The organism is Serratia marcescens (assembly GCF_001902635.1).
Lineage (GTDB): Bacteria > Pseudomonadota > Gammaproteobacteria > Enterobacterales > Enterobacteriaceae > Serratia > Serratia marcescens_F.
The window spans coordinates 1-19,497 of record NZ_MJAO01000038.1 but is presented as its reverse complement, the minus strand read 5'-3'; the positions used below and the strand labels follow the sequence as shown (position 1 = coordinate 19,497).

General features: G+C 59.6%; 14 protein-coding genes, 1 pseudogene and 1 other annotated feature. Of the genes and pseudogenes, 9 read left to right on the top strand and 6 right to left on the bottom strand.

What is annotated here, in order from left to right; genetic code table 11:
- Nucleotides 1–15: 15 nt before the first annotated feature.
- The 3 genes and pseudogenes from trpCF to BHU62_RS23170 all read right to left on the bottom strand — a co-directional run bounded on the left by trpCF (nt 16) and on the right by BHU62_RS23170 (nt 4,539).
- Entirely contained in the window at nt 16–1,377 is a 1,362-nt protein-coding gene (gene trpCF, locus BHU62_RS23185; RefSeq protein ID WP_078062106.1) for a bifunctional indole-3-glycerol-phosphate synthase TrpC/phosphoribosylanthranilate isomerase TrpF, read from the bottom strand.
- Between the two features lie 3 nt (nt 1,378–1,380).
- A pseudogene (gene trpD / locus BHU62_RS25485) lies at nt 1,381–2,977 on the bottom strand (bifunctional anthranilate synthase glutamate amidotransferase component TrpG/anthranilate phosphoribosyltransferase TrpD).
- Nucleotides 2,977–4,539: an anthranilate synthase component 1 gene (locus BHU62_RS23170; RefSeq protein WP_073534753.1), complete on the bottom strand. Its 1,563-nt coding sequence runs from the start codon at nt 4,537–4,539 to the stop codon at nt 2,977–2,979. The pseudogene trpD and the gene BHU62_RS23170 overlap by 1 nt, the downstream one beginning before the upstream one ends.
- A 24-nt stretch (nt 4,540–4,563) precedes the next feature.
- Nucleotides 4,564–4,667 (bottom strand) — a sequence feature (Trp leader region).
- A gap of 251 nt (nt 4,668–4,918) precedes the next feature.
- On the opposite strand from BHU62_RS23170, the gene rnm reads away from it, so the two are divergent.
- The 5 genes from rnm (at nt 4,919) to rluB (ending at nt 8,957) form a co-directional block, all read left to right on the top strand.
- Nucleotides 4,919–5,800, top strand: coding sequence for an RNase RNM (gene rnm, locus BHU62_RS23165; protein ID WP_073534752.1), 882 nt, complete (start codon nt 4,919–4,921; stop codon nt 5,798–5,800).
- A 47-nt stretch (nt 5,801–5,847) separates the two neighbouring features.
- On the top strand, nt 5,848–6,468 hold the full coding sequence (locus BHU62_RS23160) for an L-threonylcarbamoyladenylate synthase (RefSeq protein WP_073534751.1): 621 nt from the start codon (nt 5,848–5,850) through the stop codon (nt 6,466–6,468).
- A 115-nt stretch (nt 6,469–6,583) separates the two neighbouring features.
- A complete protein-coding gene (locus tag BHU62_RS23155; protein WP_073534750.1) occupies nt 6,584–6,943 on the top strand; it encodes a Rap1a/Tai family immunity protein in 360 nt (119 codons plus the stop codon).
- Nucleotides 6,944–7,090: 147 nt separating this feature from the next.
- Nucleotides 7,091–7,888 (top strand): alpha/beta hydrolase, encoded by a 798-nt coding sequence (locus BHU62_RS23150; RefSeq protein WP_073534749.1) that lies wholly within the window; start codon nt 7,091–7,093, stop codon nt 7,886–7,888.
- 163 nt (nt 7,889–8,051) lie between these two features.
- Nucleotides 8,052–8,957, top strand: coding sequence for a 23S rRNA pseudouridine(2605) synthase RluB (rluB, locus tag BHU62_RS23145; RefSeq protein ID WP_073534748.1), 906 nt, complete (start codon nt 8,052–8,054; stop codon nt 8,955–8,957).
- A 39-nt stretch (nt 8,958–8,996) separates the two neighbouring features.
- Here rluB and cobO read toward each other — a convergent pair whose 3' ends face one another.
- A complete protein-coding gene (gene cobO / locus BHU62_RS23140; protein WP_073534747.1) occupies nt 8,997–9,587 on the bottom strand; it encodes a cob(I)yrinic acid a,c-diamide adenosyltransferase in 591 nt (196 codons plus the stop codon).
- 11 nt (nt 9,588–9,598) lie between these two features.
- Nucleotides 9,599–10,360 carry a YciK family oxidoreductase gene (locus tag BHU62_RS23135; protein WP_073534746.1) on the bottom strand — a complete coding sequence of 254 codons (762 nt, stop codon included), beginning with the start codon at nt 10,358–10,360 and terminating at the stop codon, nt 9,599–9,601.
- Between the two features lie 347 nt (nt 10,361–10,707).
- On the opposite strand from BHU62_RS23135, the gene sohB reads away from it, so the two are divergent.
- Nucleotides 10,708–11,754 (top strand): protease SohB, encoded by a 1,047-nt coding sequence (gene sohB / locus BHU62_RS23130; protein WP_073534745.1) that lies wholly within the window; start codon nt 10,708–10,710, stop codon nt 11,752–11,754.
- Between the two features lie 50 nt (nt 11,755–11,804).
- Here sohB and BHU62_RS23125 read toward each other — a convergent pair whose 3' ends face one another.
- The gene (locus tag BHU62_RS23125; RefSeq protein WP_073534744.1) at nt 11,805–12,056 is read right to left on the bottom strand and encodes a YciN family protein; all 252 of its coding nucleotides are present in this window, start codon (nt 12,054–12,056) and stop codon (nt 11,805–11,807) included.
- Between the two features lie 428 nt (nt 12,057–12,484).
- On the opposite strand from BHU62_RS23125, the gene topA reads away from it, so the two are divergent.
- The 3 genes from topA to acnA all read left to right on the top strand — a co-directional run bounded on the left by topA (nt 12,485) and on the right by acnA (nt 19,469).
- Entirely contained in the window at nt 12,485–15,082 is a 2,598-nt protein-coding gene (gene topA / locus BHU62_RS23115) for a type I DNA topoisomerase (protein ID WP_073534743.1), read from the top strand.
- A gap of 359 nt (nt 15,083–15,441) precedes the next feature.
- On the top strand, nt 15,442–16,416 hold the full coding sequence (gene cysB / locus BHU62_RS23110; RefSeq protein WP_004930690.1) for an HTH-type transcriptional regulator CysB: 975 nt from the start codon (nt 15,442–15,444) through the stop codon (nt 16,414–16,416).
- A gap of 380 nt (nt 16,417–16,796) precedes the next feature.
- The gene (gene acnA / locus BHU62_RS23105; RefSeq protein ID WP_073534742.1) at nt 16,797–19,469 is read left to right on the top strand and encodes an aconitate hydratase AcnA; all 2,673 of its coding nucleotides are present in this window, start codon (nt 16,797–16,799) and stop codon (nt 19,467–19,469) included.
- Nucleotides 19,470–19,497: the final 28 nt, after the last annotated feature.

Genomic DNA, 19,497 nt, shown 5'->3' with positions numbered 1-19,497 from the left:
AATGTAGAGCCGTATTCAGTAGGCGCGCAGGGTTTGGAAGACCGACGCCAGGCGCGCGGCGTCTTTGACGCCCGGTTCGCTTTCCACGCCGGAGTTGAAGTCCAGACCGGCGCAGCCGAGCCTGGCGGCTTCGACGCAGTTGTCGGCGCGCAGGCCGCCCGCCAGCATCACGTTCGTCAGATCTTCGCCCTGCAATACCGACCAGTCGAAGCGTTGGCCGGTGCCGCCGGCGCCGTTGTCCAGCAGGTAGCGATCGACATGCTGCAGATCGCGCGCCGGCAGCCGATCTTTGACGCTCAGCGCTTTCCAGATGCGGCACTCGGCCGGCAAGCGGGCGCGCAGGGCGCTGATATAAGCCTGGTCTTCCGCGCCGTGCAATTGCACCGCATGCAGGCCGAGGCGCTCAACGGTCAACGCCACGGTGTCGACCAGGGCGTCGCAGAACACGCCGACGTACTTCAGCGGCGCGCCCGAAATCACTTCGCGGGCGCGGGTGATATCCACATAGCGCGGCGAACGGCCGACGAAAATCAGCCCGCCGTAGATGGCGCCGGCCTGATAAGCGGCGGCGGCGTCCTGCGGACGGGTCAGACCGCACACTTTGTTGTCGCCCAGGATCACGCGGCGCACGGCGGCGCGCAGATCGGGTTCCGACATCAACGCGCTGCCGATCAGGAAGCCGTTGGCATAGTGGCTCAGCTCGCGGATCTGCCCGTAGTTGTTGATGCCCGACTCGCTGATTACGGTCACGCCATGCGGCACGCGCGGCGCCAGCTGACGGGTGCGGTTCAGATCGATGCTCAGATCGCGCAGATCGCGGTTATTGATGCCGACCACGCGCGCTTCCAATGCGATCGCACGCTGCAGTTCTTCTTCACTGATCACTTCGGTCAGCACGCCCATATTGAGGCTGTGGGCCACCGCCGCCAGTTGGCGGTACTGCTCGTCGGTCAACACCGACAGCATCAACAGGATGGCGTCGGCCTGATAGAAGCGCGCCAGGTAAATCTGATACGGATCGATGATAAAGTCTTTGCACAACACCGGTTGGCTGACGGTTTTACTCACCAGCGGCAGGAAGTCGAAGCTGCCCTGGAAGTATTTCTCGTCGGTCAGCACCGAGATCGCCGAGGCGAAATCTTTATAGACCGTGGCGATTTCCACCGGATCAAAGTTCTCGCGAATCAGCCCCTTGGAAGGCGAGGCTTTCTTGCATTCGAGAATGAAGGCCGTCCGGGTGCCCTGCAGCGCGTGATAGAAGCTGCGTTCGCTCGGTACGATGTCATTCTGAAAGCCGGCCAGGGGCTGTTGCTGTTGTCGCGCCGCGATCCATTGCGCTTTGTCGCGGACAATCTTGTGTAGCACGGTTTCCTGCATCATTTATCCTCTTGCCGCCAGTGCGATGACACGCTCATAAGCCTGCCCGCTGTTGATCATATCCAGTGCCTGTCGCGCATTTTCGCGCAGGTCTTCATGTCCGAATAACTTCAGAAGCAACGCGACGTTGGCCGCGACCGCCGCGGCGTGCGCCGGCTCACCTTTACCTTGTAACAGCCGCGCCAAAATGTCACGGTTTTCTTCCGGCGTGCCGCCCAGCAAGGCTTCCAGCGGATAGGTTTCCAATCCGAAGGACTGCGGCGTGAGCGAGTAGCAGCTGATTTCGCCGTTGTTCAGCTCTGCCACATGGGTGGTGGCGTGGATCGCCACTTCATCCATGCCGCCGCCGTGCACCACCGCCGCGCGCTGATAACCCAGTACGCGCAGGGTTTCGGCAATCGGCAGCACCAGTTCCGGGCTGTATACGCCGATCAGCGCCAGCGGTGGACGCGCCGGGTTGATCAGCGGGCCCAGCACGTTGAACAGAGTGCGGGTCTTCAACTGCTGCCGCACCGGCATGGCGTGGCGAAAGCCGGTGTGGTACTGCGGCGCGAACAGGAAGCACACGCCGAGTTCGTCCAGCGCCTTGCGCGCTTCTTCTGCCGGCAGGTCCAGACGGATGCCGAACGCCGCCAGCAGATCCGAGGAGCCGGAGCGGCTGGAGACGCTGCGGTTGCCGTGCTTGGCGATCTTCGCGCCGCACGCCGCCGCCACGAAGGCGCTGGCGGTGGAAATATTGATGCTGTTGGTGCCGTCGCCGCCGGTGCCGACGATATCGGCGAACAGATAGTCGGGGCGCGGGAACGGCTGAGCGTCGTCCAGCAGCGCTTTGGCGGCGCCGGCGATCTCTTCCGGGCGCTCGCCGCGGACTTTCATGCTGATCAACGCCGCCGCCAGTTGGCTCGGCTCCAGTTCGCCGCGCACGATGGCGCTGAACAGCTGTTGGCTTTCCTGCTGGCTCATCGACTCGGCGCGGTACAGTTTCTCAAGAATAGGTTGCATCGTCGTGTTCCTTATATTACTTCGCCAGCGCCCAGGCCAGGGTCTGCTCAAGCAGGCGCGCGCCGTGGGTGGTCAGAATCGATTCCGGGTGGAACTGGAAGCCGCACACGCGGTGGCGGTCGTCGCGCACCGCCATCACCATCTCGCCGAAATGGGCGTTGACGGTGAGATCGGCCGGAATATTGCTGCCGACCAGCGAGTGGTAGCGTGCCACCGGCAGCGGGTTGGCCATGCCGGCGAACATGCCTTCACCATCGTGAACGATCGCCGAAGCTTTGCCGTGCAGGATTTCACCCGCCTGGCCGACCTGGCCGCCGTAGGCTTCGACGATCGCCTGGTGGCCGAGACAGATGCCGATGATCGGCAGGCGGCCGCGCAGGCGCTGCAGCAGTTCCGGCATACAGCCCGCTTCGGACGGTGTGCCGGGGCCAGGTGACAGCATCAGCACCGGTTGAGCCATGTGCTCCAGGCGTTCAATGATCACTTCGGCGGCGATCTGGTTACGGTAAATCACCACCTGATGGCCGCTGGCGCGCAGCTGATCGACCAGGTTGTAGGTAAAGGAGTCGACGTTGTCGAGCAGCAGGATATCGGCCATCAGAACACCTCCTTGGCATGGTGCGCAGTGGCGATGGCGCGCAGCACGGCACGGGCTTTATTACGGGTTTCGTCGGCTTCCGCCTGCGGGATGGAATCCAGCACCACGCCGGCGCCGGCCTGCACGGTGGCGATGCCGTCTTCAACGTAGGCGGAGCGAATGACGATGCAGGTGTCCAGATCGCCGGTGGCGGTGAAATAGCCCACCGCGCCGCCGTAGCTGCCGCGGCGGGTGCCTTCGGAGGCGGCGATAAGCTGCATCGCCCGCACTTTCGGCGCGCCGCTCAGAGTGCCCATGTTCATGCAGGCCTGGTAGGCGTGCAGCACGTCGAGATCGGCGCGCAGGGTGCCCACCACACGGGAAACCAGGTGCATGACGAACGAATAGCGATCCACCTTGGTCAGGTCGGCCACGTAGCGGCTGCCTGCCTGGCAGATGCGCGCCAGATCGTTACGCGCCAGATCGACCAGCATCAGGTGTTCGGCCAGCTCTTTGTGGTCAGTACGCATTTCCAGCTCGATGCGGCTGTCGAGATCCAGATCCAGCGAGCCGTCGGCTCGGCGGCCGCGCGGGCGGGTGCCGGCGATCGGATAGATTTCGATCTGGCGATTACCCGCGTCGTATTTCAGCGCGCTCTCCGGCGAAGCGCCGAACAGAGTGAAGTCATCATCCTGCATGAAGAACATGTACGGGCTGGGGTTGTTGTCTTTCAGGGTCTGGTAGGCTGCCAGCGGCGCCGGGCACGGCAGGGAGAAGCGGCGCGACGGCACCACCTGGAAAATCTCGCCGTGACGGATCGCTTGCTGCAGCTCACTGACTACCGCGCCGTATTCTTCGTCGCTCTGGTTGCAGCTCAGCTGCATGTTTTCCAGCGTTTGGTGCGGGATCGGCTGCGGGGTTTGTTGCAATTCGGTCTGCAGCTGTTCCAGGCGTTGCTGCAGGCGTTGCGTTTCGCTTGCTTGCGTGCTGAAGACGCTGGCCTGCAGGCGGGCCGAACCGCGTTGGTGATCCAGCACCAGCAGGGTTTCCGCCAGATAGAAGCAGAAGTCTGGGCAGCGCTGATCCTGGCGCAGCGCCGGCAGGTTTTCGAAACCGGCGACCAGATCGTAGGCGAACAGACCGCCGAGCATCACGGCTTCGCGCTCGTCCGCCGAGGAGTCGACCAGGGTCAGCAGCGTGCGCAGCGCGTCGAACACCGACAGTGAGCGCAGGCGAGCGTCTTCGTCCTGCACCGCGTCGATCGCCGGGAAGGTCAGCTCACGGCCGTTAGGGCGCGCCTGATTGCGCACCTCGGGCGGCAGCGCTTCGTCCAGCAGCGGCAGCAGCGCAGCGCCGTTGGCGGTCAGCGCCTGTACGCTAACGGTGTGGCCCAGTGCGGTAATGCGCAGTGCGCTGTCGATCACCAGCAGGCTCTGCAGATTCTGTTTGCTGTTGATTTCCGCCGATTCCAGTAGCAGGGTGGCCGGCCGGGCGCCGCACAGCTGGTGGAAAATGGTGGTGGGGTCGCCCCGGTAGCTGGCTTGCGCCTTCAGCAATGTCAGTTGTGGTTTGGTGTTCATCATCGGTGGTTCCAGTGAATTCTGTCCATAAAAAAGCCCGCATCAGGTGCGGGCTCAGGAAATCTGCATTGTCAGATGACAGCTATGCGCGATTACACCGCCCGCAAGAGGGAGGTACGCCACCAACCGTGAAGAGAAATGTGTTTGTTCATTTTCAGGCTCTCTTTGTTAACTCTCATCCGACACGGCCACTGCCGTGAACTTGTGTACTAGTTAACTGGTTCGCGAGGGCAAAGTCAACCCTCTTTTTGCACAATGTTTTAGCGGTCAGCGTGAATTATATTCATCATCCGCCAGGTGCAGCGGCTGGGGCAGAATAGATTTCCGTCCGGCCGCCGATCGCGGGTATGATAGAAAGCCAAGCCACTGCCGGATATCCGTTTTGACAGACAGTAACCCCCAATCCACCGCTTTTACTCTGTATGACCTCCACAGCCACACGACCGCCTCCGACGGCTGCCTGACGCCGACGCAGTTGGTGCAGCGGGCGGTAGAGATGCGCGTTGGGGTGTTGGCGATCACCGATCACGACACGACCGCCGGACTGGCCGAGGCCGCCGCCGCCATTACTGAGCTGGCGCTGCCGTTGCGGTTGGTCAGCGGCGTGGAAATCTCGACGCTGTGGGAAAATCACGAAATCCATATCGTCGGCTTGGGCATTGACGTTGCGCATCCGGCGCTGGTCGCGCTGCTGGCGGCGCAGACTGAACGCCGCAACCGGCGGGCGCAGGAGATCGGCGTGCGGCTGGGTAAAGCGCGCATTCCCGACGCCTATGCCGGCGCCCAACGGCTGGCGGACGGCGGCGCGGTGACCCGCGGCCATTTCGCTCGCTATCTGGTGGAGATCGGCGTGGCGGACAACATGGCGCAGGTGTTCAAGAAATACCTGGCCAAGGGCAAAACCGGCTACGTGCCGCCACAGTGGTGTACAATAGAACAAGCCATTGATGCGATTCATCAATCGGGCGGCCAGGCGGTGATAGCGCACCCAGGCCGTTACGACCTGACCGCGAAGTGGTTGAAACGCCTGCTGGCGCATTTTGCCGAACACGGCGGCGACGCGATGGAGGTCGCACAGTGTCAGCAGGCCCCGCATGAGCGCACGCAGCTGGCGAAGTATGCGCAGGATTATCGCCTGTTGGCCTCGCAAGGTTCTGATTTTCATATGCCTTGTTCGTGGATCGAGCTGGGCCGCAAACTGTGGTTGCCGGGCGGCGTCGAGCCGGTGTGGCGCGATTGGCCGCAGCCGGGCGAAGCGGTCTGATTTTACGCGTGCAGCAACGCGCGCGGGCATCATTTTAGGAGCAAGTCATGAGTCAGCTTTTTTATATTCACCCGGACAACCCGCAGCCGCGCCTGATCAACCAGGCAGTCGAGGTGCTGCGCAAGGGCGGGGTGATCGTCTATCCCACCGATTCCGGCTATGCGCTGGGTTGCATGCTGGAAGAAAAGGCGGCGATGGAGCGCATTTGCCGCATCCGTCAACTGGACGGCAACCACAACTTCACGTTGATGTGCCGCGATCTGTCCGAATTGTCGACCTATGCTCACGTCGATAATACGGCGTTCCGCCTGATCAAAAACAATACGCCGGGCAACTACACCTTCATTCTGAAAGCGACCAAAGAAGTGCCGCGCCGCCTGATGAATGAAAAGCGTAAAACCATTGGCCTGCGCGTGCCGTCGAATCCGATCGCGCTGGCGCTGCTGGAGGCGCTGAACGAACCGATGATGTCCACCACCCTGATGCTGCCGGGCAATGATTTTGCCGAGTCCGATCCGGAAGAGATCAGCGATCGCTTGGGCAAGGTGGTCGATCTGGTGATCCACGGCGGTTTCCTCGGCCAGCAGCCGACCACGGTGATCGATCTGACCGAATCCTCGCCGGAAGTGGTGCGCGAAGGGGCAGGCGACGCGGCGCCTTTCCGCTGATATTAACGCTTGCCACCTTGCCCATTGTCTGAAAATCGGCTGAAACGACGCTATTTCGCGTGAAAACCGCTATTCTTGACTACTTTAGAATTGATAATGGGCAGGATGCGCAGCAATGATTAGACAGGTTTCTTTTTTAGCGGCCTTATTATTTTCTTCAATGACCAATGCGGGTTTTTATTCGGGCAGCGCCTTACTGTCGGAATCCGGCGGTTACGTCAAAAATAAAAGCGGTGAAGCCACCGTGGCCGAAGCACTTAACGGCGGCATGTTTATGGGATATATCGCCGGCGTATTCGATACCTACTCCATGCAGGGCAACCGCAATATTTGCCCGGAGGCCGGAATGAGCATCGGCACGGCCGCTGACGCGGTGATGCACTATTTGCAGGAGCATCCTGAGCAGCTGCATAATTCCGCACCTTCGGTGATCATGCTGGCGTTAAGCGCCGCGTATCCCTGCGTGCGCCATTAATTTTTTATTCCATTTAGTGCGCATTTTTTTATAAGGTGCGCTCTGGCCCTTTCCGCACGAACTTCAATAGATCGATGCCCGCTGCGCTGTCACTTTATCACCGTCGATATCTCCGAACGGGTCGGGGAGAGACGCGCAGGAGGTAATATGACCGCATTTCACAGCGCCACGATTTCTCTCGATTATCAAGACATCGGCTCAGGGCCGTTAACGCTGGTTTTGCTGCCCGGCTGGTGTGAGCCGAAAACCGTGTTCGAGCCGTTTATCGCCCTGGCGGCCGAACGTTATCGTGTGATCAGCATCGACTGGCGTGGCCACGGCCTGTCGTCAAAAGCGGCGGAGATGTCGCTGACGGCAGACGATCTGCTGGAGGATGTGCGCCAGTTGCTGACGGCGCTGCGTTTGGACAATGTGGTTATCCTGTCGGTAGCGCATGCCAGCTGGCTGGCGGTGGCATTGGCCGAGGCGTTGCCGCAACGGATACGGGGCATGGTGTTTCTCGATTGGATCATGACGCAGCCGGAGCCGGCGTTCTTTACGGCGGTGAGCCGCATGCAGCAGCCGCAGCAGTGGCTGGCGGCGCGCGATGCGCTGTTCGACTTCTGGCAGGGCGGCATCAATCATGCTCAGGTCAAGCGCCATCTGGAAGTGGAGATGGCGCAGGAGGATTACCGGCTTTGGCGTGCCGCCGGCGTGGCTATCGAACAGGCCTACCGGCAATTCGGCTCGCCGCTGCAACGCCTGGCGGGGATGAGCGCGCCGCCGCCGTGTCGGCATATTTACGCGTTGGATCGCAGCGACGACTATCTGCGGCAACAGCAAGCATTCGCCGCCGAGCAGCCGTTTTTCTCCGTGGTGCGTTTAGGGGAGGCCCGCACTCATCTCGGCATTCTGGAGCGGCCCGATGCGGTGCTGTGGGCGGTGGAGGACTTTCTGACGCCTTGAGCCTCGCCTGGGGAAAGCGCCGCCGATAAAGTGGGTTTCAACACCTTAGAAAGCCTGTATAATGCGCGGTTCGATCCTGATAAACGTATTATTACCGTTGCGGCGGTTGCGCCGTGGCGGTTATCCCCCCGACGCCTGTGAAGGCGACATTAGAGGTTGCTCAATGAGCGAAAAGTTACAGAAAGTATTAGCGCGTGCCGGACATGGCTCGCGTCGTGAAATCGAAACCATGATTGAAGCCGGGCGCGTCAGCGTCGACGGCAAAGTCGCCAAGCTAGGCGATCGCGTTGAAGTGACTCCGGCGATGAAAATTCGTCTGGACGGTCATGTCCTGTCGATCAAAGAATCCGAAGAGGTGGTTTGCCGGGTGTTGGCTTACTACAAACCGGAAGGCGAGTTGTGTACCCGCAGCGATCCTGAAGGCCGCCCAACGGTGTTCGATCGTCTGCCGAAGCTGCGCGGCTCGCGCTGGGTAGCGGTAGGGCGTTTGGACGTCAACACCTCCGGTCTGCTGTTGTTCACCACCGATGGCGAACTGGCCAACCGTCTGATGCACCCGAGCCGCGAAGTGGAGCGTGAGTACGCGGTACGCGTGTTCGGCCAGGTTGACGATGCGAAAGTGAAGCAGCTGAGCAAGGGCGTGCAGCTGGAAGACGGCCCGGCCGCCTTCCGCACCATCAGTTTCCAGGGCGGTGAAGGCCTCAACCAGTGGTACAACGTGACCCTGACCGAAGGCCGTAACCGTGAAGTGCGTCGCCTGTGGGAAGCGGTGGGCGTGCAGGTGAGCCGTCTGATCCGCGTGCGCTACGGCGACATCGATCTGCCGAAAGGCCTGCCGCGCGGCGGTTGGGCCGAGCTGGATCTGTCGGCGATCAACTACCTGCGCGAACTGGTGGAATTGAAACCGGAAACGGTCAGCAAGATGCCGGTGGAGCGTGAGCGCCGCCGCGTGAAAGCCAACCAGATCCGTCGCGCAGTCAAGCGCCACTCGCAGGTGGCCGGCAGCGGTCGCCGCAGTGCGCCAGGCGGCAAACCGGGTAAACCGGGCAAGCCAAGCAAACGCAGCTGATCCTGTCATTCTGGCCCCGTTCGGGGCCAGAACTTTTTGTTACCAATCTATTCCCTGTTGCGCCTTCACGCCGGCGTCGAACGCGTGCTTCACCGGCCGCATCTCCGTGACCGTATCCGCCAGTTCCAGCAGATCGCGATGGCAACCGCGCCCGGTCAGGATCACCGTTTGGTGCGCAGGGCGCCCCAGCAACGCTGTCTTCAGCTCTTCCAACTCCAGATAACCGTAGGTCAGCATGTAGGTCACTTCGTCCAACAGCACCAGATCCAGGCTGTTGTCGGCCAGCATGCGTTTGCCGTGTTGCCACACCGCTTGGCAAGCGGCGGTATCGCCGGCTTTGTTCTGCGTTTCCCAAGTGAAGCCGGTGGCCATCACCTGAAATTCAACGCCGTGTTGCTGCAGCAGATTTTTCTCGCCGTTGGGCCATTCGCCTTTGATGAATTGGATCACGCCGGCGCGCATGCCGTGGCCAATCGCACGGGTAACGGTGCCGAAGGCGGCGGTGGTTTTACCTTTGCCGTTGCCGGTAAACACCAGCAGCAGGCCGCGCGTTTCCTGCGCAGCGGCGATGCGCGCATCGACCTGTTCTTTCAGGCGCTGCTGGCGCTGTTGATGACGATCTTCCGCCATGAAAACGCTCCTTATTCGGCTGCGCCGGGTTTACGGTTCGGCTGTGCATCGAAGCTCATGCCTGTTTTGCGGCGGCTGTCTTCGCCCATCAGATACAGGTACAGCGGCATGATATCGGCCGGGGTTTTCAGCTTGTTTTTATCTTCGTGCGGGAAGGCAGATGCGCGCATTTTGGTGCGAGTGCCGCCCGGATTGATGCAGTTTACCCGCAGATTGCGATTTTTGTACTCGTCGGCCAGCACCTGCATCATGCCTTCGGTGGCGAACTTCGACACCGCATAGGCGCCCCAGTCTGCGCGGCCCGTGCGCCCGACGCTGGAGCTGGTGAACACCAGTGACCCGGCGTGGGATTTCAGCAGCAGCGGCAGCAGCGCCTGAGTCAGCATGAAGGTGGCGTTGACGTTAACCTGCATCACCTCTTGCCACATGGTCATCGACAGGTCGGCCATCGGCGCAATGTCGCCGAGCAGGCCGGCGTTGTGCAGTACGCCGTCAAGGCGCGGGATCTGGCGCGCCAGATCATCGGCTATTTGTTGGCATTGCTCCCGCGTGGTGTGCAGCAAGTCCAGCGTGACGACCAGGGCCGGCGCGCCGCCCTGGTCCGCGATCTCTTGTTGAACCGCCTGCAATTTGCTTTCGGTGCGCCCCAGTAGCACCAGTTGCGCGCCGAAGCGCGCGTAGGTCAGCGCCGCTTCGCGACCGATGCCGTCGCCGGCGCCGGTGACCAGGATGATGCGTTGTTCGAGCAGGTTTTGTTTAGGTTGGTAATGCACAATAAATCCTCGCCTGGGTGGCTGTTCTCCCGCCGGTGTCGGGGAGCAAGGGTGAAACGCGCGGCCAGGGCGGGAGCGAAGGCTCGACCGTCTGGGGGCCGCGCAGCGAATCCGTCTCATCGTATTGATGAATAATGGGTGTTATATGCCTTAATCCGTTGGCATTTTCAATGCGTAGCTGGCTGAAATGGCATTCTTTTGTAACAAAAGCGGTGCGGCGGCGGCTTGGTTCAGCCGCAAATCGCCCCCATAGTGATGCTTAGTGCGCAATGAATTTCCATTTAGCCGCGACAGTTGGCTAAAATGGAACGCATCATACTAACAACCTGTAAATAAAGGCGGAATCTGTGGAGTATATATCTGTTTACGGCCTGTTTCTGGCCAAAGTTGCCACGGTGGTGCTCGCCATCGCCGCGCTGGCCGTACTGGCGGTCAGTCTGGGGCAACGCAAGAGCCGGCAGAAAGGGGAGCTGCAGCTGACCGACCTCGGTGAACAGTATCGTGAAATGCAACGTGACATGCGGCTGGCGCGTATGGATGCCGCCGAGCAGAAAGTCTGGCTGAAACAGTTCAAGAAGCAGACCAAGGCCGACGACAAATTGAAGAAGCAGCGCGCCAAGTCCGGCGCGGTCGAAGTGGCCAAGCCTTGCCTGTATGTGCTGGATTTCAAGGGCAGCATGGATGCGCATGAGGTGACGTCGCTGCGGGAAGAGATCTCGGCGGTGCTGGCGGTGGCGTCGGCGCAGGATGAAGTCTTGCTGCGCCTGGAAAGCCCGGGCGGGGTGGTGCATGGCTACGGCCTGGCGGCCTCGCAGTTGGAGCGCCTGCGCAAGGGCGGCATTCGCCTGACGGTGGCGGTGGATAAAGTGGCGGCCAGCGGCGGCTACATGATGGCTTGCGTGGCGGATCGCATCGTGGCGGCGCCGTTCGCTATTATCGGTTCAATCGGCGTAGTGGCGCAGATCCCGAACTTCCACCGCCTGCTGAAGAAGAACGACATCGACGTGGAGCTGCATACCGCCGGGCAGTTCAAACGCACGCTGACGCTGTTCGGCGAAAACACCGAGCAGGGGCGCGAGAAGTTCCAGGAAGACCTGAACGAAACGCACGAGCTGTTCAAGCGCTTTGTGCATGAACAGCGCCCGTCGCTGGATATCGACAGCGTCGCCACCGGCGAACACTGGTATGGCTCGCAGGCCAAAGAGAAGGGGCTGATCGACGCCATCGGCACCAGCGACGATCTGCTGATTGCGGAACTGGATAACCACGAGGTGATCGCCGTGCGTTATGCGCGCCGCAAACGCCTGATGGATCGTTTCACCGGCAGTGCGGCGGAAAGCGTCGATCGCCTGCTGCTGCGTTGGTGGCAGCGAGGGGAAAAGCCGCTGCTGTAACGATGGCGCTAACATGATCAACGGGGGCTTTAGGCCCCCGTTTTCTATTTTCAATCCACCAGGTGGTATTTCTCGGAAAGCAGATGAGCCAAATGTTTAAACATATTAAATACTGCGGTGGTTTTGGCGGTGGGCAATCCGTCAGCATCCAAAAAGAATTCGCCGCGAAAAACTAAAACGCCGCTTTTTTGTTCAACATCGGTGGCGACCATGCCGTGCAGATAATCTTCGTGTTGGCGGATGATGTTATTTGCTTCCGCCAGTAGGGCTTCGCGGTTGATAGGTGCAGTATTCGTACGCATTATTAGACTCCAAACAAAAAAACTCTGCGCATATTCTAACGCCGGTTCGCATTTATCCGCAAACCGACTAAGGTTTATTTGCCGTCTGGATGGCCACGGGTGGCCGCCGGTTGGCGAAATCGGTCTTTCCGTGCTAATTAGGTTGCGTGACGCTTTTTATCAGGTACAGTGTGGGATTTTGCGGCGTCGGGTGGAAGGTTTTGTTTACGCCATGAATAAAACTCACACAGCCATACTTCTGGGGCATGGGTGAATAGCAGGCAGGATCAACAACTTGCGTTCAGGTTGAGCAGTTGGGCAGCCAAAAGAAAAAAATCTGTTGATCTCTTGCCAGACTGCCGCAATATAAAAAAAGAGACACGAATTGCCGCGGCACGGCGAGATAAAAGACTTCTTTCGAGAAGAAATAAATTTAGGTAAAGGTAAATATGGGTAAAGCTCTCGTAATAGTTGAGTCCCCGGCAAAAGCCAAAACTATTAATAAATATTTAGGAAGTGACTACGTGGTGAAGTCCAGCGTCGGTCACATCCGTGATTTGCCGACCAGTGGCTCAGCCAGCAAAAAGAGCGCTGACTCAACCGAAGACAAAGCCAAGAAAAAAGTTAAAAAAGATGAGAAGGCGGCGCTGGTAAATCGCATGGGCGTTGACCCTTACCACGGTTGGAAAGCGCATTATGAAATCCTGCCGGGTAAAGAAAAAGTGGTCGCCGAGTTAAAATCGTTGGCGGAAAATGCCGACCACATTTATCTCGCAACCGACCTTGACCGCGAAGGGGAAGCCATCGCTTGGCACCTGCGGGAAGTGATCGGTGGGGACGACAAACGCTTTAGCCGCGTGGTGTTTAACGAAATCACCAAAAACGCGATCCAACAGGCGTTCAAACAGCCGGGCGAGCTGAACATTGACCGCGTCAACGCGCAGCAGGCGCGCCGGTTTATGGACCGCGTGGTGGGCTATATGGTTTCGCCGCTGCTGTGGAAAAAAATCGCCCGCGGCCTGTCCGCCGGCCGCGTGCAATCGGTGGCGGTGCGCCTGGTGGTTGAGCGTGAGCGCGACATCAAGGCCTTCGTGCCGGAAGAGTATTGGGAACTGCATGCCGATCTGCTGGCGAAGGGTGAAACCGCGCTGCAGATGGAAGTGACCCACGCGCACGACAAACCGTTCAAGCCGGTCAACCGCGAGCAGACTCACGCCGCGGTCAAACTGCTGGAAAAAGCCCGCTACACGGTGCTGGATCGCGAAGACAAACCGACCAGCAGCAAGCCGGGTGCGCCTTTCATTACCTCCACGCTGCAACAGGCCGCCAGCACCCGCCTGAGCTTCGGCGTGAAGAAAACCATGATGATGGCGCAGCGGCTGTATGAAGCCGGCCACATCACCTATATGCGTACCGACTCCACCAACCTGAGCCAGGATGCGCTCAACATGGTGCGTGGTTACATCGGCGACAACTTCGGCGACAAATACCTGCCGAAGGCACCGAATCAGTACAGCAGCAAAGAGAATTCGCAGGAAGCGCACGAAGCGATCCGCCCGTCGGACGTGAACGTGCTCGCCGAGCAGTTGAAAGACATGGAAGCGGACGCGCAGAAGCTGTATCAGCTGATCTGGCGCCAGTTCGTCGCCTGTCAGATGACGCCGGCGCAATACGACTCCACCACGCTGACGGTGAAAGCCGGCGACTACCAGCTGCGCGCCAAGGGCCGCACGTTGCGCTTTGACGGCTGGACCAAGGTGATGCCGGCGCTGCGCAAGGGCGACGAAGATCGCACCCTGCCGTTCGTCGAAATCGGCAGCGAGCTGGATCTGCAGAAACTGATCCCGAGCCAGCACTTCACCAAGCCGCCGGCGCGCTACAGCGAAGCCTCGCTGGTGAAAGAGCTGGAAAAACGCGGTATCGGCCGTCCGTCCACCTACGCCTCCATTATCTCGACCATTCAGGATCGCGGTTATGTGCGGGTGGAAAGCCGCCGTTTCTACGCCGAGAAAATGGGTGAGATCGTCACCGATCGGCTGGAAGAAAACTTCCGCGAGCTGATGAACTATGACTTCACCGCGCGCATGGAAGACGGTCTCGATCAGGTCGCTAACAACCACGCCGAGTGGAAAGCAGTGTTGGACGAGTTCTTTGTCGACTTCAGCGAACAGCTGGAAACGGCGGAGAAGGATCCGGAAGAAGGCGGCATGCGCCCTAACCAGATGGTAATGACCAGCATCGACTGCCCGACCTGCGGCCGCAAGATGGGCATCCGTACCGCTAGCACCGGCGTGTTCCTCGGTTGTTCCGGTTATGCGCTGCCGCCGAAGGAGCGTTGCAAAACCACCATCAACCTGGTGCCGGAAGCGGAAGTGCTCAACATCCTGGAAGGTGACGACGCGGAAACCAACGCGCTGCGTGCCCGCCGCCGCTGCAAGAAATGCGGTACGGCGATGGACAGTTACCTGATCGACAACCAGCGCAAGCTGCACGTTTGCGGTAACAACCCGGCGTGCGACGGCTATGAGATCGAAGAGGGCGAGTTCCGGCTGAAAGGCTACGATGGCCCGGTGGTGGAGTGCGACAAGTGCGGCTCGGAAATGCATCTGAAGATGGGGCGTTTCGGCAAGTACATGGGTTGCACTAACGAGACCTGCAAGAACACCCGCAAAATCCTGCGTAACGGCGATGTCGCGCCGCCGAAGGAAGATCCGGTACCGTTGCCGGAGTTACCGTGCGAGAAGTCCGACGCCTATTTCGTGCTGCGTGACGGCGCCGCAGGCGTATTCCTGGCGGCCAACACCTTCCCTAAATCGCGCGAGACCCGCGCGCCGCTGGTAGAAGAGCTGGCTCGCTTCAAGGATCGTCTGCCGGAGAAACTGCGCTACCTGGCCGATGCGCCGGTGGCGGATGCCGAAGGCAACAAAACGCTGGTGCGTTTCAGCCGTAAAACCAAGCAGCAGTACGTTTCTTCTGAAAAAGACGGCAAGGCGACCGGTTGGTCCGCGTTCTACGTTGACGGGAAGTGGGTCGAAGGCAAGAAGTAAGTCGCCGAACGACCTGTACGATGAAAAACCAGCCCTGGTGGCTGGTTTTTTTATTGATGAAAAGGCGCAAACGGATCTATCCTTTGCTGTTTTTATCCCTTCGTCGACGGCGTTTCACGTTGATAGCAATGCAAAATAATCGTTATCATAGTGTGACGCGGATCTATACTTGAAGCTGCAACGTGGTATAGTGGTTATATAAAAATTTTTTTTATTATTAAAGCTTATTAACAACGGCGTTTTCTTCACCATCAGGGTAAACACGGTGTTTATGGCTTGTGAGTTTCAGCATACCGGGGCGACACCGATATACCTGGCTGCGGGTAAGCCGCAGTGTTTAACCTAGGATGGTATAAGATATGAAATTGCAGCAGCTTCGTTACATTGTGGAAGTGGTTAACCACAACCTGAATGTCTCCTCGACGGCAGAAGGGCTCTATACCTCGCAACCCGGCATCAGTAAACAGGTGCGCATGCTCGAAGATGAGCTGGGCATCCAGATCTTCGCCCGCAGCGGCAAACACCTGACTCAGGTCACCCCGGCCGGCCAGGAAATCATCCGCATCGCCCGTGAAGTGCTGTCAAAAGTGGACGCCATCAAAGCCGTCGCCGGCGAACATACCTACCCGGACAAAGGCTCGCTGTACGTCGCCACCACGCATACTCAGGCGCGCTACGCCTTGCCCAATGTGATCAAGGGCTTTATCGAGCGTTACCCGCGCGTCTCGCTGCACATGCATCAGGGGTCGCCGACGCAGATCGCCGAAGCGGTCTCCAAAGGCACCGCCGATTTCGCCATCGCCACCGAAGCGCTGCACCTGTACGACGATCTTATCATGTTGCCGTGCTACCACTGGAACCGCGCGGTAGTGGTGAAGCCCGATCACCCCTTGGCGGGCAAAAGCAGCATCAGCATTGAAGAGCTGGCGGCTTATCCGATCGTCACTTACACCTTCGGCTTTACCGGCCGCTCGGAGCTGGATACTGCCTTCAACCGCGCCGGCCTGACGCCGCGCATCGTCTTTACCGCCACCGACGCCGACGTGATCAAAACCTACGTGCGTCTGGGCCTGGGGGTGGGGGTGATCGCCAGCATGGCGGTGGATCCGGTCCAGGATCCAGATCTGGTGACCGTGGATGCGCGCGATATTTTCACCTACAGCACCACCAAAATCGGCTTCCGCCGCAGTACCTTCCTGCGCAGCTACATGTACGACTTCATTCAGCGCTTTGCGCCGCACCTGACACGCGACGTGGTCGACAGCGCGGTGGCGCTGCGCTCCAATGAAGAGATCGAGGCCATGTTCAAGGACATCAAGCTGCCGATTAAGTAAGCAAAATAGTGGTTGAATAAGCGCAAAAAACGGGAAGGCGAATGCCTTCCCGTTTTTTTGTCATCGGTCAGATTGAGCCACCAACGCGGAACGTTCAGGAATTAACGTTCACCTTTGGGGACTCCCCGTGATTTCGCTATACGCTATAGCTGCTACCGGCATAAAGTCAGTGGAGGGCGTGTCGTGACGGGCCTGCCAGAGATCATAGGGCAAACTCGATTAAGTGATTGAGTCACCGTCACATGTTGCCTGCTGATTGCTCCTGCCTATCGCTGTGATCAAAACGTGTTGTTATCAAAACGTTAACTTATCTTTGTGGTATCTTTAAACAAGACCTCAGTGATTACCCTGTTTTAGTCACAATAAGAAATGGAGGAGCTATGTCGTCCGATCTTCGTGAAACGAGTATGGATAAGCTGGTTGCGCTGAATAGCGAATATTACTATTACAGTCTGCCGCTGGCGGCGAAGCAGCTGGGTGATATCGACCGGTTGCCGAAATCAATGAAAGTGCTGTTGGAGAACCTGCTGCGCCATGTGGATGGCGATACCGTGCAGGTTGACGACCTCAAAGCCATTGTTGCCTGGCTGCAAACCGGCCATGCTGACCGAGAGATCGCCTACCGTCCGGCGCGCGTGCTGATGCAGGACTTCACCGGCGTTCCGGCGGTGGTAGATCTGGCGGCGATGCGCGAAGCGGTGCGGCGGCTGGGCGGCAACGTCGACCAGGTCAACCCGCTGTCGCCGGTGGATCTGGTTATCGACCACTCGGTCACCGTCGATGAGTTCGGTGATGACAACGCCTTTGAAGACAACGTGCGTATCGAAATGCAGCGCAACCACGAGCGCTACACCTTCCTGCGTTGGGGGCAGAAAGCCTTCAACCGCTTCCGCGTGGTGCCGCCGGGTACCGGCATCTGTCACCAGGTTAACCTCGAATACCTCGGTCAAACGGTCTGGCACAGTGACGAAAGCGGCCGCCGTGTGGCCTACCCGGATACGCTGGTGGGCACCGACTCCCACACCACCATGATCAATGGCCTCGGCATCCTCGGCTGGGGCGTGGGCGGCATCGAGGCGGAGGCGGCGATGCTGGGCCAACCGGTATCGATGCTGATCCCCGACGTGGTCGGCTTCAAGCTGACCGGCAAGCTCCGCGAGGGCATTACCGCTACCGACCTGGTGCTGACTGTCACCCAAATGCTGCGTAAGCACGGCGTTGTCGGCAAATTCGTCGAGTTTTACGGCGACGGTCTGGCCGATCTGCCGCTGGCGGACCGGGCAACCATCGCCAACATGTCGCCGGAGTTCGGCGCCACCTGCGGTTTCTTCCCGGTGGATGACGTCACGCTCGGCTATATGAAGCTCAGCGGCCGCAGCGCCGAACAAATCGCATTGGTGGAAGCCTACGCCAAGGCACAGGGCATGTGGCGCAATCCGGGTGACGAACCGGTGTTCACCAGCTCGCTGGCGCTGGACATGTCGACGGTGGAGGCCAGCCTGGCCGGGCCGAAACGCCCTCAGGACCGCGTCGCGCTGCCGCAGGTGCCACAGGCGTTCAAGGCCGCCACCGAGCTGGATATCGGCGGCCACCAGGCCAAGGCTGACAGCAAAACCTTCACGCTGGACGGGCAGCAGCACGAGCTGCGCGACGGTGCGGTGGTGATCGCAGCGATCACCTCTTGCACCAATACCTCTAACCCGAGCGTGATGATGGCGGCCGGTCTGCTGGCGAAAAACGCCGTCAAGAAAGGGCTGCGCAGCAAGCCTTGGGTAAAAACCTCGCTGGCGCCAGGCTCCAAAGTGGTGACCGACTACTTCAACAGCGCCAAACTAACCGCCTATCTGGAAGAGCTGGGGTTCAACCTGGTGGGGTATGGTTGTACGACCTGTATCGGTAACTCCGGCCCGTTGCCGGAACCGATCGAGCAGGCGGTTAAAGAGGGTGATCTGACCGTGGGCGCGGTGCTGTCGGGCAACCGCAATTTTGAAGGGCGTATCCACCCGCTGGTGAAAACCAACTGGCTGGCCTCGCCGCCATTGGTGGTGGCGTATGCCCTGGCGGGCAGCATGAAGATCGATCTGACCAACGAGCCGCTGGGCGAGGGCAACGACGGTAAACCGGTCTATCTGAAGGACATCTGGCCGAGCAGCCAGGACATCGCTCAGGCGGTGGAAGAAGTGCGCACCGAGATGTTCCACAAGGAATACGGCGAAGTGTTTGACGGCGACGCCAACTGGCAGGCGATCCAGGTGACCGGATCGGCGACTTACCAGTGGCAGGAAGATTCCACCTATATCCGCCATCCGCCGTTCTTCAGCACCATGAAAGTGAAGCCGGATCCGGTGCAGGACATTAAAGACGCGCGTATTCTGGCGATTTTGGCCGATTCGGTGACCACCGACCACATCTCGCCGGCGGGCAACATCAAGCGCGACAGCCCGGCGGGGCGTTACCTGAGTGAGCACGGCGTGGTGCCGCAGGATTTCAACTCCTACGGTTCGCGCCGCGGCAACCACGAAGTGATGATGCGCGGCACCTTTGCCAATATCCGCATCCGCAACGAAATGGTGCCGGGCGTGGAGGGGGGGTATACCCGCCATATTCCGTCGCAGCAGCAGCTGTCTATCTACGACGCCGCCATGCAGTATCAGCAGGAGAAGGTGCCGCTGGCGGTGATCGCCGGTAAAGAGTACGGTTCCGGCTCCAGTCGTGACTGGGCGGCGAAAGGGCCACGCCTGTTGGGCGTGCGGGTGGTGATCGCCGAATCCTTCGAGCGAATTCACCGTTCCAACCTGATCGGCATGGGTATTTTGCCGCTGGAGTTCCCGCAGGGGGTAACGCGCAAAACGCTGGGGCTGACCGGGGATGAACAGATCAGCGTCGGCGGCCTGCAACAGCTGCGGCCGGGCCAGACGGTGCCGGTGCATATCACTTATGCCGACGGGCGCAAGGACGTGATCGATACCCGCTGCCGCATTGATACCGGTAATGAGCTGACCTACTACGAAAACGACGGCATCCTGCACTATGTGATCAGGAAAATGCTGTAATCTGGGCAATAAAAAGGGCGCCGTAAGG

Coding starts and splice junctions, on each gene's coding strand:
- trpCF (WP_078062106.1), bottom strand. CDS start 1,377: ATGCAGGAAACCGTGCTACACAAGATTGTCCGCGACAAAGCGCAATGG.
- BHU62_RS23170 (WP_073534753.1), bottom strand. CDS start 4,539: ATGATGAACACCAAACCACAACTGACATTGCTGAAGGCGCAAGCCAGC.
- BHU62_RS23160 (WP_073534751.1), top strand. CDS start 5,848: ATGAGTCAGCTTTTTTATATTCACCCGGACAACCCGCAGCCGCGCCTG.
- BHU62_RS23155 (WP_073534750.1), top strand. CDS start 6,584: ATGATTAGACAGGTTTCTTTTTTAGCGGCCTTATTATTTTCTTCAATG.
- BHU62_RS23150 (WP_073534749.1), top strand. CDS start 7,091: ATGACCGCATTTCACAGCGCCACGATTTCTCTCGATTATCAAGACATC.
- rluB (WP_073534748.1), top strand. CDS start 8,052: ATGAGCGAAAAGTTACAGAAAGTATTAGCGCGTGCCGGACATGGCTCG.
- cobO (WP_073534747.1), bottom strand. CDS start 9,587: ATGGCGGAAGATCGTCATCAACAGCGCCAGCAGCGCCTGAAAGAACAG.
- BHU62_RS23125 (WP_073534744.1), bottom strand. CDS start 12,056: ATGCGTACGAATACTGCACCTATCAACCGCGAAGCCCTACTGGCGGAA.
- topA (WP_073534743.1), top strand. CDS start 12,485: ATGGGTAAAGCTCTCGTAATAGTTGAGTCCCCGGCAAAAGCCAAAACT.
- cysB (WP_004930690.1), top strand. CDS start 15,442: ATGAAATTGCAGCAGCTTCGTTACATTGTGGAAGTGGTTAACCACAAC.
- acnA (WP_073534742.1), top strand. CDS start 16,797: ATGTCGTCCGATCTTCGTGAAACGAGTATGGATAAGCTGGTTGCGCTG.